Source organism: Campylobacter sp. W0066.2, assembly GCF_024723515.1.
GTDB lineage: Bacteria > Campylobacterota > Campylobacteria > Campylobacterales > Campylobacteraceae > Campylobacter_D.
Window position 1 is genome coordinate 80,730 of record NZ_JANQCV010000004.1, and the last position, 16,381, is coordinate 97,110.

At 30.1% G+C, this 16,381-nt stretch carries 16 protein-coding genes; 13 read left to right on the forward strand and 3 right to left on the reverse strand.

Annotated features, from left to right (window positions below; genetic code table 11):
* Positions 1-11: 11 nt before the first annotated feature.
* The 8 genes from CAMP18498_RS02615 to CAMP18498_RS02650 all read left to right on the forward strand — a co-directional run bounded on the left by CAMP18498_RS02615 (position 12) and on the right by CAMP18498_RS02650 (position 6,780).
* Positions 12-629 (forward strand): TlpA family protein disulfide reductase, encoded by a 618-nt coding sequence (locus CAMP18498_RS02615; RefSeq protein ID WP_337197317.1) that lies wholly within the window; start codon positions 12-14, stop codon positions 627-629.
* The gene (locus CAMP18498_RS02620; protein ID WP_087684979.1) at positions 613-906 is read left to right on the forward strand and encodes an ATP-dependent Clp protease adaptor ClpS; all 294 of its coding nucleotides are present in this window, start codon (positions 613-615) and stop codon (positions 904-906) included. Before CAMP18498_RS02615 ends, CAMP18498_RS02620 begins: the two co-directional genes overlap by 17 nt.
* A complete protein-coding gene (locus CAMP18498_RS02625) occupies positions 903-3,032 on the forward strand; it encodes an AAA family ATPase (protein ID WP_337197319.1) in 2,130 nt (709 codons plus the stop codon). The genes CAMP18498_RS02620 and CAMP18498_RS02625 overlap by 4 nt, the downstream gene beginning before the upstream one ends.
* Positions 3,007-3,648 (forward strand): leucyl/phenylalanyl-tRNA--protein transferase, encoded by a 642-nt coding sequence (aat, locus tag CAMP18498_RS02630; RefSeq protein WP_337197321.1) that lies wholly within the window; start codon positions 3,007-3,009, stop codon positions 3,646-3,648. The genes CAMP18498_RS02625 and aat overlap by 26 nt, the downstream gene beginning before the upstream one ends.
* Before the next feature lie 92 nt (positions 3,649-3,740).
* Positions 3,741-4,172, forward strand: coding sequence for a flagellar basal body rod protein FlgB (gene flgB, locus CAMP18498_RS02635; protein WP_039618716.1), 432 nt, complete (start codon positions 3,741-3,743; stop codon positions 4,170-4,172).
* Positions 4,173-4,182: 10 nt separating this feature from the next.
* Positions 4,183-4,677, forward strand: a complete 495-nt coding sequence (flgC, locus tag CAMP18498_RS02640) for a flagellar basal body rod protein FlgC (protein ID WP_337197323.1) — start codon at positions 4,183-4,185, stop codon at positions 4,675-4,677.
* Positions 4,678-4,680: 3 nt separating this feature from the next.
* Entirely contained in the window at positions 4,681-4,974 is a 294-nt protein-coding gene (gene fliE / locus CAMP18498_RS02645) for a flagellar hook-basal body complex protein FliE (protein WP_039668591.1), read from the forward strand.
* A 3-nt stretch (positions 4,975-4,977) separates the two neighbouring features.
* Positions 4,978-6,780: a peptidoglycan D,D-transpeptidase FtsI family protein gene (locus tag CAMP18498_RS02650; protein ID WP_337197324.1), complete on the forward strand. Its 1,803-nt coding sequence runs from the start codon at positions 4,978-4,980 to the stop codon at positions 6,778-6,780.
* A 37-nt stretch (positions 6,781-6,817) separates the two neighbouring features.
* Here the strand turns inward: CAMP18498_RS02650 and hemH are convergent, their stop codons facing one another.
* The 3 genes from hemH to CAMP18498_RS02665 are packed head-to-tail and all read right to left on the reverse strand — an operon-like array spanning position 6,818 to position 9,653.
* Complete coding sequence (gene hemH, locus CAMP18498_RS02655; RefSeq protein WP_337197326.1) at positions 6,818-7,720, reverse strand: ferrochelatase; 903 nt, start codon at positions 7,718-7,720, stop codon at positions 6,818-6,820.
* A gap of 2 nt (positions 7,721-7,722) precedes the next feature.
* On the reverse strand, positions 7,723-8,580 hold the full coding sequence (locus tag CAMP18498_RS02660; RefSeq protein ID WP_337197328.1) for a Gfo/Idh/MocA family protein: 858 nt from the start codon (positions 8,578-8,580) through the stop codon (positions 7,723-7,725).
* A complete protein-coding gene (locus tag CAMP18498_RS02665; RefSeq protein ID WP_337197380.1) occupies positions 8,577-9,653 on the reverse strand; it encodes a DegT/DnrJ/EryC1/StrS family aminotransferase in 1,077 nt (358 codons plus the stop codon). Before CAMP18498_RS02665 ends, CAMP18498_RS02660 begins: the two co-directional genes overlap by 4 nt.
* Before the next feature lie 107 nt (positions 9,654-9,760).
* On the opposite strand from CAMP18498_RS02665, the gene alaS reads away from it, so the two are divergent.
* The 5 genes from alaS (at position 9,761) to CAMP18498_RS02690 (ending at position 16,308) form a co-directional block, all read left to right on the forward strand.
* The gene (gene alaS, locus CAMP18498_RS02670) at positions 9,761-12,298 is read left to right on the forward strand and encodes an alanine--tRNA ligase (protein WP_337197330.1); all 2,538 of its coding nucleotides are present in this window, start codon (positions 9,761-9,763) and stop codon (positions 12,296-12,298) included.
* Complete coding sequence (maf, locus tag CAMP18498_RS02675; RefSeq protein ID WP_337197332.1) at positions 12,298-12,840, forward strand: septum formation inhibitor Maf; 543 nt, start codon at positions 12,298-12,300, stop codon at positions 12,838-12,840. Before alaS ends, maf begins: the two co-directional genes overlap by 1 nt.
* On the forward strand, positions 12,840-14,771 hold the full coding sequence (locus tag CAMP18498_RS02680; protein WP_337197382.1) for a PBP1A family penicillin-binding protein: 1,932 nt from the start codon (positions 12,840-12,842) through the stop codon (positions 14,769-14,771). Before maf ends, CAMP18498_RS02680 begins: the two co-directional genes overlap by 1 nt.
* Positions 14,772-14,854: 83 nt before the next feature.
* Positions 14,855-15,748, forward strand: coding sequence for a protein-methionine-sulfoxide reductase catalytic subunit MsrP (msrP, locus tag CAMP18498_RS02685; RefSeq protein WP_337197333.1), 894 nt, complete (start codon positions 14,855-14,857; stop codon positions 15,746-15,748).
* Positions 15,748-16,308 (forward strand): sulfite oxidase heme-binding subunit YedZ, encoded by a 561-nt coding sequence (locus CAMP18498_RS02690; RefSeq protein WP_337197335.1) that lies wholly within the window; start codon positions 15,748-15,750, stop codon positions 16,306-16,308. Before msrP ends, CAMP18498_RS02690 begins: the two co-directional genes overlap by 1 nt.
* Positions 16,309-16,381 lie beyond the last annotated feature (73 nt).

A 16,381-nucleotide genomic window follows, 5' to 3' on the forward strand; every position in this document is an offset into this window, starting at 1 on the left:
AAAGGATTTTGATGAAAAAATTTGCTTATTTATTTTTTACATTTGCTTTTGCATTTTTAATAAATGCTTGCTCAAGTGAAGAAAAAATCGAAAATGAATTTGCTTTTGCTGAGTATAAAATGGGTGATGAAATTCTTTTAAAAAGCGTCAATGGCGGTGAAAAAACCTTAGTAAGAACACAAAATGGTTTTATGGTAAAGGGCGAAGAAAATAAAATTTTAATGTTTGATTTTTTTGGAACCTTTTGCACACCTTGCCAAGAAGAAGCTGCTCATCTGACAAGCTTATGGCAAAAAAATACCGATAATTTTATCATCATAGGGCTAAGTCATTTTGAAAATGTAAGCGATCAAGCCGTAAAAGATTTTGCCATTAAATATGGGGCATATTATTTCTTAAGCAATTCTAAAGAAAATGATAGAATTGTCGCACAAGCTTTAAAAGATATTAATTACCAAAGCATGGAGCAACTTCCTTTTAAAGTAGTTTTAAAAGATGGTGTTTATCAAGATTTAACAGACTTTTGGAATAAAAACTCAAAAAATTATGTGAAATATTATCTTGGAAAAGTTTCTACCGAAACTATGCAAGAAGATATCAATAGGATATTAAATGAGTCTAAAAAGTGAAATTTTAGAACAACAAAAATTAGCAGAACCTAAAATGTTTAAGGTTTTGCTTTTAAACGATGATGTTACCACTATGGATTTTGTAATTGAAATTTTAATGAATATTTTTCATCATGATTTTGAAAAAGCAAGTGCGATTATGCTTGAAATTCATCATCAAGGAAGTGGAGTTTGTGGTATATACACAGAAGAGATTGCGCTTAGTAAAAAACAGCAAGTTGACACAGCAGCAAAAAACAATGATTTTCCACTCCAAACAAGGATAGAAGAACAATGAAATATAAAGAATTAATTGACTCATTTATACCAAATGCAAGACATTTAAGCTTTATCAATCATCATGAATTTATCACTTGTGAACATTTGCTTTTTGCTTTAGTTAAGCTTAGCAATGATTTTAAAAATCTACTTGAAGAAATCGGAGATGGTGATTTACAAGGCTTTGAAAATGAATTAAAAAATTATCTAGCTAAAAATAATGAAATTTTAAAAAAAGAAATAGAACCTATTTTTTCTGTGATCTTGGAAAATATACTACACAAACTAAACGCAAAAAATCAAACAAATGTGATTGATTTTATCATCGCACTCTGTAAAGAAGAAAAAGCTTATTCTTATAATATTTTAAAAAAACACCTAATAGAAGAAGAAAAAATAAAAGAATTGTTACAAAATGCTAAATTTGAAAATTTAAAAACCCATACCATAGAGCTAGTTGAGCTTGCAAAAAAAGGTAAAATAGATCCTGTTATAGGTAGGAAATTTGAACTTGAAAGAATGATGCAAATTCTAAGCCGACGCAAAAAAAATAATCCTATTTTAGTTGGTGAGCCAGGCGTTGGTAAAAGCGCTGTTATAGATGGGTTAGCACTAGCTATAGCTGAAGAAAAAGTACCAAAACATTTAAAAAACTCAAAAATTTATAGTCTTGATATGGCAAGCTTGCTTTCAGGGACAAAATACAGAGGTGATTTTGAAAAAAGACTAAAAGATATCATTAAAGAATTAGAAAATATCCCTAATGCTATTTTATTTATAGATGAAATTCACACTATAGTAGGAACTGGCGCAAGCAATGAAAGTCATGCAGATATGTCAAATTTATTAAAACCTGCATTAAGCAATGGCAACATCAAATGCATAGGTGCAACTACTTTTATAGAATACAAAAATACTTTTGATAAAAACAAAGCTTTAAGTAGAAGATTTGCAAAAATTGACATAGATGAACCAAGTGAAGAAGAGTGTTTTTTGATCTTACAAGGCTTAAAAAGCAAATACGAAAATTTTCACAAAATCAAAATCAGTGATGAAATTTTACAAACAAGTATAAAACTAGCAAAACAATTTTTACATGATAAATTTTTACCAGATAGCGCGATTGATTTAATTGATGAACTTGGTGCAAGCTTTGCTTTAGAAGATAAAAAAAGTAAAAAAATAGTAAAAACAAAAGACTTAGAAAATACTTTAGCAAGGATGACACATTCTCATAAAATTTATGAAAGCGATCAAGGTAAAATTCTTAAGAACTTAGAGCATGATTTAAAACAAAACATCTTTGGGCAAGATGAAGCTATTAAAGCTTTGTGTTCTATTTTAAAACAAAGCTATGCGGGATTAAAAGGTAAAAATACCCCAAAAGGTGTATTTTTATTTACCGGATCAAGCGGGGTTGGTAAAACCGAACTTGCTAAAAATTTAGCACAAATTTTAAACCTTAACCTTGAAAGATTTGACATGAGTGAATACTCACAAAAACACGATGTGAGTAAACTCATAGGAACTTCAGCAGGTTATGTGGGCTATGAAGATGGTGGCTTGCTTAGCAATAGTATTAGAAAAAATCCTTTTAGTGTGGTTTTATTTGATGAAATAGAAAAAGCTCATCCTGATTTAACTAATACCTTTTTACAAATTTTTGATAATGCAAGTTTGACGGATAATAGTGGATTAAAAGCTGATTTTAAAAATACTATTATCATTATGACTTCAAATTTAGGTCTAAAAGAAAGTAATGAGCTTGGTTTTTTAAGCAGTGATAAAGAAAAAAGTAATAAAGCCATAAAAGATTTTTTTACGCCTGAGTTTATCAACCGTATAGATAAAATCATTCATTTTAATGACTTAAATCAAGAAATTTTAGAACAAATCGTTCAAAAAGAGCTAGATTTAATGGCAAAAAATTTAAATAACATCACCATAGAAGCTGATAAAAAAGTAAAAGAATTTCTTGCTAAAAAAACCAATAACAAAGATTTTGGAGTAAGATTATTAAAACGCATTATTGCTGAAGAATTAGGAGAGAGATTGAGCGATGAGATTTTATTTGGAAAATTAAAAAATGGTGGTAAATTAAAACTCAAACTTTCCAAAAATGAAAAAATCGAATTTGTATTCTAAACTTTTAAAAAGCCCTGATGATGCGCCTGTTTTTATTAGTGAAAAACTAGAGGTAGACTTTATACCCCATGCTTATAGCTTAGGGCTTTTTCCATGGACTAGCAATCCTGTTACTTGGTGGTGCCCTTCTCCTAGAATGGTACTTTTACCTGATGAAGTGCGCATACAAAAAAGTATAAAAAAAGCTTTAAAAACTTATGAAATAAGACTTGATTTTGATTTTAACTCGCTTATAAGTCATTGCGCAAAAAGAAAAAAAACTTGGATAAGTCAAGAATTTATACAAGTTTATACAAAGCTTTTTGAGCAAAATTTAGCTCATAGTGTCGAAGTTTATGAAAATGATGTTTTAATCGGCGGTTTATATGGACTTATCATAGGCAAAATATTTTTTGGCGAAAGCATGATAAGCCTTAAAAAAGATGCTTCAAAAGTATCCCTAATAAGACTTTGTGAGCTTTTAAAACCATATGATTTTTTAATAGATTGTCAAGTGCCTAATGAGCATTTAAAATTTATGGGTGCTAAAGAAATGACAAAAAAAGATTTTTTAAAAACACTAGAAAAAAAAGTTTCACTTGAAAGTGGCTTTAAAAATTTCAAAAATTTACTATAAAAAGATATACTTATATATAAACAAAATTGCATAAATATTTTGGAATGATTTTTGCTTTTAGTCTATAAAAGCTTTATTTTAAAGGAAAAACTATGATAAGCCCTTTTAAGTCAAAAGAACTTATTGTTGATGCTTTAGCAGGAAGAAACCTAAGAAGTCAAATGATTAATTCTAACCTTGCAAATGTTGATACTCCTTTTTATAAAGCAAGAGATATAGAATTTGAAACTGCTTTAGTTAATAGAGCAAATGAAATTTTTAAAAAGAAAGATACCAAAGAGCTTGAATTAGCAAGTACGAATGCAAATCATCAAAAACCTTGGAAATTTCCAGATCCTAATAAATCAACCATTTATTTAAGAGATGGACATTTAGCAAGAAATGACGCAAATACAGTAGATCTTGATGTAGAAACTACTGAAATGAGTAAAAATACTATGATGATTACTGCTTTAGATGGTGTTTTAAGAAGACAAAGTAATATTTTTTCAACCATCATAGACACAAGCTCTAAATTAGGCTAGGAGAAAAATAATGGCTTATTTAAGTGATTTTGATATTAGCGGATACGGACTTAGTGCTCAACGCTTTAGAATGAATGTAATTAGCTCAAATATAGCTAATGCAAACACTACTAGAACAGCAGAAGGTGGTCCGTATAGAAGAAGAGAAGTGATTTTTAAAGCAACTGATTTTAATGAATTACTAAATAAACAAATCGCTAAAGATAATAATTTTTTAGAATATGAAAATCCTTTAAATGATCCTGCTTCGCAAAAAGATGCAAAACCTGCTATAATGAGCGTAGTAGTTGATAAGGTTGTAAGAGATGATAAAGATTTTCGTATGAAATTTGATCCATCTCATCCAGATGCGAATGAACAAGGCTATGTTGCTTTTCCAAATATAAACCCTGTCGTTGAAATGGCCGATTTAATAGAAGCAACAAGAGCTTACCAAGCAAATGTAAGCGCTTTTACAAGCACTAAAACTATAGCACAAAGTGCGATAGATTTACTAAGAGGTTAATAAATGAACACTATTAATGGTATAAATCAATTTAACAATGTTAACAATAAAAATAATAACAACTCAAATAATATAGGTGATGAATTTTCAAGCTTATTAAAAAATTCTATTAATAACCTTAATAAAACTCAAGAAACAGCTGAAGCTGCTATGGTAGACATCGCAACAGGTGAAGTAAAAGACTTACACCAAGCGGCAATTGCGATTAGCAAAGCTGAATCAAGTATGAAATTTATGCTTGAAGTTAGAAATAAGGCTATAAACGCATATAAAGAAATTTCAAGAACTCAAATTTAATATATGCTTTCAAACACCATTAGAAATAGAGTTTCAAAGGTAGCTTTTGCTTTTTGTATGGCTCTGTTTTTTATGGCCTTGTTTTTACTTTCTACTTTTTTTCTAACCTCAAAACGCCATATACCAAATACTCAAAAAGAACAATATTTTTCTGCTCTTAGAGGTAATATTATCACAAGCGATAATTTCACCGTAACTTCTAGTAGGCAAATTTATAGAGCAGAGATTGATCTAAGAAGTTTAAATCCTGATAAAAAAGAATTATTTTTAACACTTTTTCAAATTTATAGTGGCGCAAGCGATGAGCAAATGCAAGATATCAAAAAAAGAATGCTTGCAAAAAAAAGAAGAAGTTATAATTTTATTTTACTCCAAGATATTAATTCAAAAGATGCAAGTTATTTAAAAGAATTAGCTAAAAAGCTTTATACTCAAGGCTTTTTTAAGTCTTTTACAAATAACAACGGCAGGGTTGAAACAAGAGGGCTTGATATCATAGAACACAAAGAAGATCGTGTGTATATGCCAAAAGACTCACTTACCCCAATTATAGGCTACACAAGAACTTATATGGATGAAAAAAGTGAAATTTTCAAAAATGTTGGTATAAAAGGCTTAGAAAAATATTACAATGAATGTTTAAGCCCTTTGCAAAATGCAAAAATCCAAGGTTTAAGAGATATAGGTGGCAATATTATCTTAAATTTACACTCTTATGAAAAGCGTAAAATAGATGGTTGCAATTTATACTTAAATATTTCACTAAAACTTCAAAAAGGCTTAGAAAAGGCTATTGATAAAAGAAATGAAGATCTAAAAGCTAATGAAATTATAGTTGCAATTATGGAAAGTAAAAGTGGAAAAATTTTAGCCCTTGCTAGCTCAAGAAGATACGATCCACAAAATCGTGGAAAAGATCTATCTGTGCTTAATGCAAGTGCGATAGAATATGGCTATGAAGCAGGTTCTGTTATAAAACCTTTTATATTTACTACCGCTTTAATGCTTAATAAAATCAAAGTTGATGAAATCATTGATACTCAAGGTGGACAATACAAACTTGGTCGTTTTACCATACGCGATGATCACAAAAAAAACAAAATGAGCATGGAAGAAGTTATCACCTACTCTTCAAATGTTGGTATGATTAAAATCGCTCAAAGATTAAGCAATCTTGAAATTATCTCAGGACTTAGAATTTTTCGTTTTGGAGAAAGAAGCGGCATTGATCTTCCTTATGAACAAAAAGGAGAAATACCAAATCCGAAAAGATTAAGAGAGGTAGAAAAGTCTGTATTAAGCTATGGATATGGCTTAAAAACAACATTCATACAACTTTTAGCTGCTTATAATGTATTTAACAATGATGGAATTTATATCACTCCACAACTTTCAAATAAAATTTACCAAGATGGACGTTTAATAAAACTTGATGATGAGGCTAAAAAAGAAAAAATTCTTTCAAGTAAAGCTGCTAAAGAAATGCAACAAATTTTAATCAATGTTATAGAAAAAGGAACTGGTAAAAAAGCGCAAACTCAAGGCATCATCATAGGTGGTAAAACAGGTACAGCCAGGATTGCTGAAAGGAAAGGCTATACTTCAAATCGTTATAACGCTTCATTTTTTGGCTTTGCAAATGATGAGAAAAATAATTACACCATAGGAGTTTTAGTAAGACATCCTACTAAAGCTTATAGTTATTATGCTGCACAAAGTGCCTTACCTATGTTTAAAGATACAGTAAACCTTATGATAAAAGAAAATTATTTAAAGCCTATAGAAAACAAAACGATAAAAAACTAATCCAAACTAACTTTAAAATTTAGAGTTTTATTTAAATCTAAACTAAACAATTTAAAACAAACTCTATAAACTCATCGCTATCATTAGGGCAAGTAATAAGCGCATAATCACTTTTTGCTAAGTGTCTATATTCTACTCCAAGTTCAAAAATCGTTTCAGAGCAATCTATACAAAAAGATATAGGATAAATCAAAGCTTTTTGATCTAAATTTTCTAAAATATCACTTGTGTTAGGTTCAAGCCATTTTACCGGGCCTAGTTTTGATTGATACGATAAAATGATTTGATCAAATTCATTTTTAAGTTTTTCTTTTAAGACACCCACATGCTCTTGCACATGTTTTTCATACAAATCGCCTTTTTTAATCACTGAAAGTGGTAAAGAATGCGCAGAAAAAATCAAAGTTTTATAATCGTATTCTCTCTTTTTTTCTAAAATATGCTTTATAATCATTTCATTATAAAGTTCATCTTTATAAAAAACATCAATGATTTTTACATTAGCTTGGTTTTGGATATTTCTTAGCTCATTTTCCACTACTTCTAAAGAACTAGTTACAGTGGTTTTAGAATGATGAGGATACAGAGGAAATAAAATAATTTCGTCATTTTGCTTAAAATCATATTTTGAAAAAACCTCATTTGCAAAAGGTGGTACATAAAGACTAATAAAATCGAATTTATATTCCCCAGTTTTAGAATTTAATTTATCACATAAACTTTGTGTGATTTGAGTAAGTGGGGATTTTCCACCCATTTTTTCATAGTTTTGTTTCATAGCTTTTAATCTTGATTTTCTTATCATAAAGGCTACAAACTTTCTTAAAAAAACATTTTTTATCCCTAAAATATAAGGATCATTAAACATATTTTTTAAAAAAACTTCACATTCGTCAAGTTTATTCACTCCACCCATATTTAAAAAAAAGACATATTTCACTATCAAACACCCTCTAAAATTTCTTGTACTCTCAAAGCATCTTCAATGCTAGCTAAATTTTTACAAACTCCATTTTGCAAAAGCTCAAAAAAGGCTTCATGCTCAGCATATAAAGGAGAATTGTCATATAAATTTGGAATTTTTTGCATATTGATAAAAAGTTCAAAATTTTTAAGATCAAGCTCATAAGTATGTTTTTTACCCAAAAGCGTGATCTTTCTTATAATGCATTGTCCATTCCAACTATCATGAATGCTTGCTAAGATATTTTCTAGTTTTAAGCTTATCATTACCTCATCTTCGAATTTATCATGATGAAAGCTTTTATAAATATTTGCTTTTAAAATTTGTTCTTGACTTAAAAATCTAACTAAATCAATATCATGCACACTAAGATCACTTAAAACACCTACATCATTTATTCTTTGTGGATAAGGAGAAATTCTTTGTATATTAATACTTACAATCTCATCTTCTAAAAGTTTTTCTTTTAAAGTTAAAACAGCAGGATTAAATCTCTCGCAAAAGCCCACCCCTACTCTGACTTTATTTTCTCTAACTTTTTGCTCTAAAATTAAAATTTCATCAATATTTAATGCCAAAGGTTTTTCTATCAAAACATTTTTTATTTTAGGAAAAACCTTTAAAGCTATGTCCAAATGCGTATGAGTAGGCGTAGCAATAATAACACCATCAAGATTTTGCACTAAAAAATCATCAAAATTTTTATGCAAAAAATGTTTAAATTCATCTTTGCAAAAAGGATCATAAAGATGAATTTCTTTTACTTTTAAATTACGCTCAAGTTCTTTTAAATGATTTTTACCCATTTTACCAAGGCCTATAAGCCCTATTTTCATTTAAAAGCCTCAATCACTCTAGCTTGGTGCTCTTCTTTTAAAAATGCACTCATAGGTAAAGATAAAATTTCATCACTTAAAAGCTCTGTATTTGGTAAATCGCCTTTTTTATAAGCAAGATAATCAAAAGCTTCTTGCAAATGAAGCCCTAAAGGATAATGCACCGCAGTAGGTATGCCTTGCTCTTGTAATTTTTGCATGAAATTTTCTCTATTTTTTACACGCACGCTATATTGAGCCTGGGCACTCATAAAACCATCTTTTCTTGGCGGTAAAATACAATTTTTTAAATTTTCATCATAAATTTTTGCTATTGCTTCTCTTTTTTTAATCTCTTCGTCTAAGTATTTTAATTTCACATTTAAAATAGCTGCTTGGATGGTATCAAGCCTTCCATTAATACCGATGTATTTATGCTTATATCTTTGCACTTGTCCATGGTTTAAATAAATTTTTATTTTTTGTGCTAATTCATCATCTTGGGTAAAAATCGCCCCACCATCTCCATAAGCACCTAAAGGCTTAGACGGGAAAAAGCTTGTACAAGATATATCAGCTATAGCACATGATTTTATACCTTTTTGACTAGCTCCAAAACTTTGTGCGCTATCTTCTATCAAAGCGATGTTTTGACTTTTACAAAGTTCTTTTAGAGTAAACATATCGGGCATAAGCCCAAAAATACTCACAGCAATTACAGCTTTAGTTCTAGGCGTGATAGCACTTTGAACTTTTTCTAAACTAAGATTATAATCTTTAAAATCAATATCTACAAAAACAGGCTTAGCGCCGATTAGAGCAACCATTTCAGCTGTAGCTACAAAGGTAAAACTTGGTACTATTACCTCATCATTTTTACCCACGCCCAAAGCCATCAAGGCTAAAAATAACGCACTTGTACCACTTGAACAGCCTATTGCATGTTTAACACCTACATATTTAGCTAAATTATTTTCAAATTCTTCTAATTTTGCACCACCTATAAAAGAGCTGCTTTGTAAAACTTCACTAATAGCCTCATCGATTTCATTTTTATAAGCATTATATTGAGCATTTAAGTCTATAAAAGGAATTTTCATTGTATTAACCTTGTAAATTAAAATCGTGATTATAAGATAGTTTTACTTAATTTAAAGTATTTTTGGTATTATTTTAAGCAAAAAACTAGCTAGGAAAATCTATGGATATAAGAAAAGAATATTTAGAATTTTTTAAGTCAAAAGGACATGAAATCACTCCTTCAAGCCCTTTAGTTCCTGATGATGCGACTTTACTTTTTACTAATGCAGGTATGGTGCCTTTTAAAAGTATATTTACCGGAGAAGTACCACGCCCTAATCCTCCGCGTAAAACAAGCTGTCAAACTTGTATAAGAGCTGGTGGAAAACATAATGATTTAGACAATGTAGGCTATACAGCAAGACATCATACTTTCTTTGAAATGCTTGGGAATTTTAGTTTTGGGGATTATTTTAAAGAACAAGCCATTGCTTATGCTTGGGAATTTGTAACTGAGGTTTTAAAACTACCCAAAGAAAGATTATATGTAACTGTACATGAAAGCGATGATGAGGCATATGAGCTTTGGCAAAAACATATAGAAAAAGAAAGAATTTATAAATTTGGCGATAAAGATAATTTTTGGCAAATGGGCGATACTGGACCATGCGGGCCTTGTAGTGAAATTTTTTATGATCAAGGTGCTGAGCATTTTAATTCTAGTGAAGATTATATGGGTGGTGATGGAGATAGGTTCTTAGAAATTTGGAACCTAGTTTTCATGCAGTATGAAAGAAGTGCTGATGGCACACTTACTCCATTGCCAAAACCAAGTATTGATACAGGTATGGGACTTGAAAGAGTTAGCGCTATAAAAGAAGGAAAATTTAGCAATTTTGATAGCTCTTTATTTATGCCTATTATTGAGAGTATTGCAAAACTTTGCGGTAAAACTTATACCTATGAAAGCGGGGCTAGCTATAGAGTAATCGCTGATCATATTAGATCAAGTGTATTTTTACTTGCTCAAGGAGTTGGCTTTGATAAAGAAGGTAGAGGTTATGTTTTAAGAAGAATTATGCGCCGTGCCTTAAGACATGGATATTTACTAGGTCTTAAAAGAGCTTTTATGTATGAGCTTGTAGATGTAGTGTGTGAGTTAATGGGTGGGCATTATACCTACTTAAATGAAAAAAAAGAATTTATTAAAGAGCAGATTAAACTAGAAGAAGAAAGATTTTTAAGCACTATCGAAAATGGTATTGAAATTTTCAATGAAGAACTTAAAAAAACTAAAGATATTTTTAGCGGTGAAGTAGCTTTTAAACTTTATGATACTTATGGTTTTCCACTTGATTTAACCCAAGATATGTTAAGAGAAAAAAATCTTAGCGTAGACGAAGCTAAATTTAATGAGCTTATGCAAGAACAAAAAGATAGAGCCAAAGCTTCTTGGAAAGGAAGCGGGGATAAAGCAGTTAGTGGGGACTTTAAAGTTTTATTAGAAAAATTTGGCAAGAATACTTTTAGTGGTTATGAAAATTATGAAGAAAAAACTAAAATCATGGCTATTCTAGATGAAAATTTTAAAATCACAACCGAAGCTAAAGCAGGAGATATAGCGTGGTTAATGCTTGAAAAAACTCCATTTTACGCAACAAGCGGAGGGCAAAGCGCTGATATAGGTTTTATCAATGAAAATGAGGTTTTAGATACGCAAAAATTCTTTGATATTAATCTTAGTCAAGTGAAATTAAAACAAGATCTTAAAACAAACGATGAAGTGTTAGCTTGCATAGATACTAAAAAAAGAGAGCAAATCGCAAGACATCATAGTGCGACACATTTATTACACCATGCTTTAAGAGAAATTCTTGGCTCACACATTAGCCAAGCAGGTTCTTTGGTGGAATATAATAAATTAAGATTTGATTTTACTCATCCAAAAGCTCCAAATAAAGAAGAATTAAAGCGAATAGAAGCTTTGGTAAATACTTACATCATGCAAGCAAATGAAACTAAAATTGAAATTTTAGCTTTAGATGAAGCTAAAAAAAGTGGTGCTATAGCTTTATTTAGTGAAAAATATCAAGAAAAAGTAAGAGTTTTAACCATAGGGGCTAGTAAGGAGCTTTGTGGTGGTACCCATGTGAAAAATAGCCCTGAAATAGGAAGTTTTTACATCATCAAAGAAAGCGGAGTTAGTGCTGGAGTTAGAAGAATAGAAGCAGTAGTAAGCAAAGCTGCGCTTGATTATGTTAGTAAAAATTTAAAAGAGCTAAACCAAGCCAAAGAAGAGTTAAAAACTCATGATATTTTAAGCTATGTGGCAAAATTAAAAAATGAAATAGCTAATTTAAAAAATGAATTAAAAAATTCAAACAAAGCAGAATTAAGCTCTAAAGAACTAAATGGCATTCAATATTGTGTGCAAAAAATAGATAGTGGTGATATAAAAACTATGATAGATGAGTTTAAAAACAAATTTAATAAAGCTGTGATTTTACTTTTACAAGAAAAAGAAGGCAAAATCATCATCGCAGCAGGTGTTAAAGACGCTTCATTAAAAGCTGGTGTTTTGGTAAAAGAAATTGCACAAATGCTTGATGGAAACGGTGGCGGTAGAGATGATTTTGCAACAGCTGGTGGTAAAGATACAAGTAAAATAGAACAAGCACTTGATCATGCTAAAAAAATCATAGAAGAAAGTCTTGCTTAATGCTTTATCTAGCTTCAAGTTCGCCTTCACGCGTTGCTTTATTAAAAGAAGTAAATATCGCTTTTGAGCAAATTATTATAGATTATGATGAGAGCTTGGTAAAAAAAGACAATCCAAACTCTTATGTGCAGAAAATTGTTTTAGAAAAAGAAAGGCAGTTTTTTGCAAAATACCCTGATTTTAAAAATGTTTTATTTGCTGATAGTATAGTTTGCACTCAAAATATCATTCTTACTAAAGCTAAAAGTGATAATGAGGCTTTTAATATGCTCAATTTGCAAAGTGGCAAAAGCATTAGCGTTTTAAGCGCGATGATTTTAGTTTTAGAAGATAAAAAGATTTTTAATCTTAGCAAGTGTGATTTGATCTTAGATAAATTTGATTTAAAAGATATGCAAGAGTACATTGATTCAAAACTTTATCAAGGTAAAGCCGGAGCTGTGATGTGCGAGGGGTTTCATAAAAAATACATTAAAAAAATCATAGGCCATCAAAGTACAGCACTAGGGCTTAATATAGAACTTTTGAAAGCATTTTTATGATAAAAATTTTAAAAATATTTCTTTCTTTTTGTATAGTGTGTGCGGTTGGAGTTTTTATATTTATTGCATATTTGTTTTCTGATTCTGATTTAAATCAATACACCTTTAAAGATTATAAACCACCTCTTACAACACAAATTTTTGATAAAAATGGAAAATTAGTTGCAAATGTTTTTGAGCAACACCGCTTTTATGCTCCTTATGAAGAACTTCCTCCAAGACTTATAGAAGCTTTAGTAGCCATTGAAGATACTAGCTTTTTTGAACATGGTGGGGTTAATATAGATGCGATTTTTAGAGCAGCTATTAAAATCATAAGAAGCGGTGGAAAAACCATGGAAGGAGCTTCCACTCTTACACAACAATTCATAAAAAACACAGAATTAACCCCAGAGCGCACTTTGAGTAGAAAGCTAAAAGAAGCTTTGCTTGCATATAAGATAGAAAATACTTTAACTAAAGAGCAAATTTTAGAAAGATATTTAAATTTCATATTCTTTGGACATGGATATTATGGAGTAAAAACCGCTGCGCTTGGGTATTTTAGAAAAAATTTAGATGAGCTTAGTTTGAAAGAAATTGCCATTTTAGTAGGTATGCCAAAGGCTCCAAGTACTTATGATCCTACTAGACATTTAGATCTTTCTTTAGCAAGAGCAAATAGCGTAGTACAAAGAATGTATAATCTTGGTTGGATTTCTAAAGAAGAGTATGAAAATGCCTTAAAAGAGATTCCAAAAGTATATGATGATACTTTAACACAAAATGCAGCTCCTTATGTTACTCAAGAAGTTTTAAAACAACTAAGCGGGATTAAAGACTTAAAAAGTGGTGGCTATAAAATAGAACTTGCCATCGATCTTGATGTGCAAAATATTGCAAAAGAGGCCTTAAAATTTGGCTATGATGAAATAGTTAAAAGAGATAAAGATGCAAATTTAAGCACACTTAATGGAGCTATGATAGTAGCAAATCACCAAAACGGAGATATATTAGCTTTAGTAGGTGGGGTAAATTATGCAAAAAGCAATTTTAACCGTGCTACTCAAAGCCTAAGACAGCCTGGAAGCTCTTTTAAGCCTTTTTTATACCAAATCGCCATTGACATGGGCTATTCTCCTATGAGTAAGGTTGCTGATATTTCAAGAATTTTTGAAAGCACCAAAGAAGATGAGAAAGACTGGAAACCTAAAAATTACGGCGGAAAATTTCTAGGACTTATAAGTTTAAAAGAAGCACTAACTGGCTCAAGAAATCTAGCCACTATAAATTTAGCTCTTGCCTTAGGACTTGATGTAATCCATGATAAACTTAGTTTTATGGGTTTTGAGAATATACCGGTTGATTTATCTATAGTTTTGGGTAGCTTTGGAATTTCTATTTATGATTATGCTAAACTTTATACAGTATTTGGAAACTATGGTGTGCAAAAAGATTTGATACTCATTAAAAGAGTAATCGATAAAAATGGCAAAATAGTAGTAGAATTTAATTCTGGAGAAAGAAAAATCAGTGAACCCGAACAAGCCTTTTTGGTCAATGATATGATGCAAAATGTTGTTAAAAAAGGTACTGGGCGTAATGCTAGAGTAGAAGGGATTGAAATAGCTGGAAAAACAGGTACTTCAAATAAAAGCATCGATGCGTGGTTTTGTGGCTTAACTCCTGAAATAGAAGCTATCATTTGGTATGGAAATGATGATAATAAACCTATGAAACAAATAGAAGGTGGCGCAAGAACTGCTGCTCCGGTTTTTAAAGAATTTTTAACAAAATACTTAGAACTTTATCCTGATAGCGCTAGAAAATTTATCATTCCAAAAGGGGTTTATCAAGGAATTTATGAAAAGCAAAAAGAGTATTACACTAATACCTCCCCATTTCCAAAAAACAACCCTGCTCTTTCTGAAAATCATGAGGTAATTTTTTAAAAATATTTTTTATAAAATAATAAAAATTATCCTTTCATTTTCCTTTATATGTTTTAATATCACAAAATATATAAAGGATTTTTATGAATATCACAAATGAGCAATTGTATAACAAAAGACGTCATTTTTTAAAACTAGGTGCTGGAGCTTTTGTTAGTTCAGCCTTAGTTCAATCTGAATTAATGGCATTAAATTTCTTTCCTGATCCTAACAATGAAAAATTAAAACTTAGCGATGAAAAAATTGCAGCTAATTATGTTAATTTTTATGAATTTTCTACTGATAAAAAAAGAGCTGTTGAGCTTGCAAAAAATTTCAACACAAAGGGCTGGAAGATAGAAATTAGCGGGGAAGTTGAAGAACCTTTGACTTTAACCATGGAAGATTTATTAGCCTTTCCTTTAGAAGAGAGAATTTATAGATTTCGTTGTGTTGAAACTTGGTCTATGGTGGTGCCTTGGGTTGGTTTTGAATTGCGCGCTTTGATAGAAAAATGCAAAGTTAAAAGTGAGGCTAAATTTATAAAATTTACCACTCTTTTTGATAAAAACCAATTTGCTGATCAAGCTTCATTTTTCCCAACTCTTGATTATCCTTATGTAGAGGGCTTAAGATTAGATGAGGCTATGCACCCACTAACACTTATGGCTGTAGGAATGTATAAAAAGCCTTTATTAGGACAAAATGGAGCACCGATTCGCCTTGTAGTTCCATGGAAATATGGCTTTAAAAGTATAAAATCTATTGTAAAAATAGAATTTACCAAAGAGCAACCCAAAACCACATGGGAGTTAGCAAACCCTAGAGAATATGGTTTTTATGCTAATGTTAATCCAAATGTTTCTCATCCAAGATGGTCTCAAGCAAATGAACGTCCTTTGGGAGGTTTTTTCACTAAGCCTACACAGATGTTTAATGGCTATGAAAAAGAAGTAGCGCATTTGTATAAAGATATGGATTTAAAGGTTAATTTTTAATGAGTAAAAAAGTTTATAATATCGGCGGATTTTTAGCCTTTGCTTTAAGTGTTATTTTTAGCATTTATCAAATCATGCAAGAATTTGATATTGTAAAATCTTTGTATTTTTATAGTGGCGTATTTGGCTTAATCTTTTTTGGATTAAGCCTATTCTTTTCACTTTTAAAGTATAAACACACAAAAGATTACCCTAAATTTTTAGGTTTTTATGCATTTTTTTGGGCTTTAATTCACTTTTTTAATTATTTTGCTTTTGGAAAAAATTTAGATCTAATACTTTTTTTCAAAGATACTTTTAGTAAAAATTTAGAATTTAGTGGTTTTATGAGCTTTTTCATACTCACATTTATGTTTATAAGCTCATTTAAGCTTTTTAAAAAATTAAGCAAAATAAGAAAACTTGGATATTTTTGCTTTTTACTAACAACTTGGCATTATTTTTTATCTGCAAAAATACCACAAATTCCACATTTTTTAGCTTTAAGTCTAGCCTTGATTTTTCTACTTATTAAACTATATAAAAATTACAAAAAGAGAAAAAGAGTAACTTTTTTGTAAAAATTTTTGTATTTACAAAATACTTTAAGAATAAAAATATAAATATATTCTTAAAATAAGACTTTATATATCT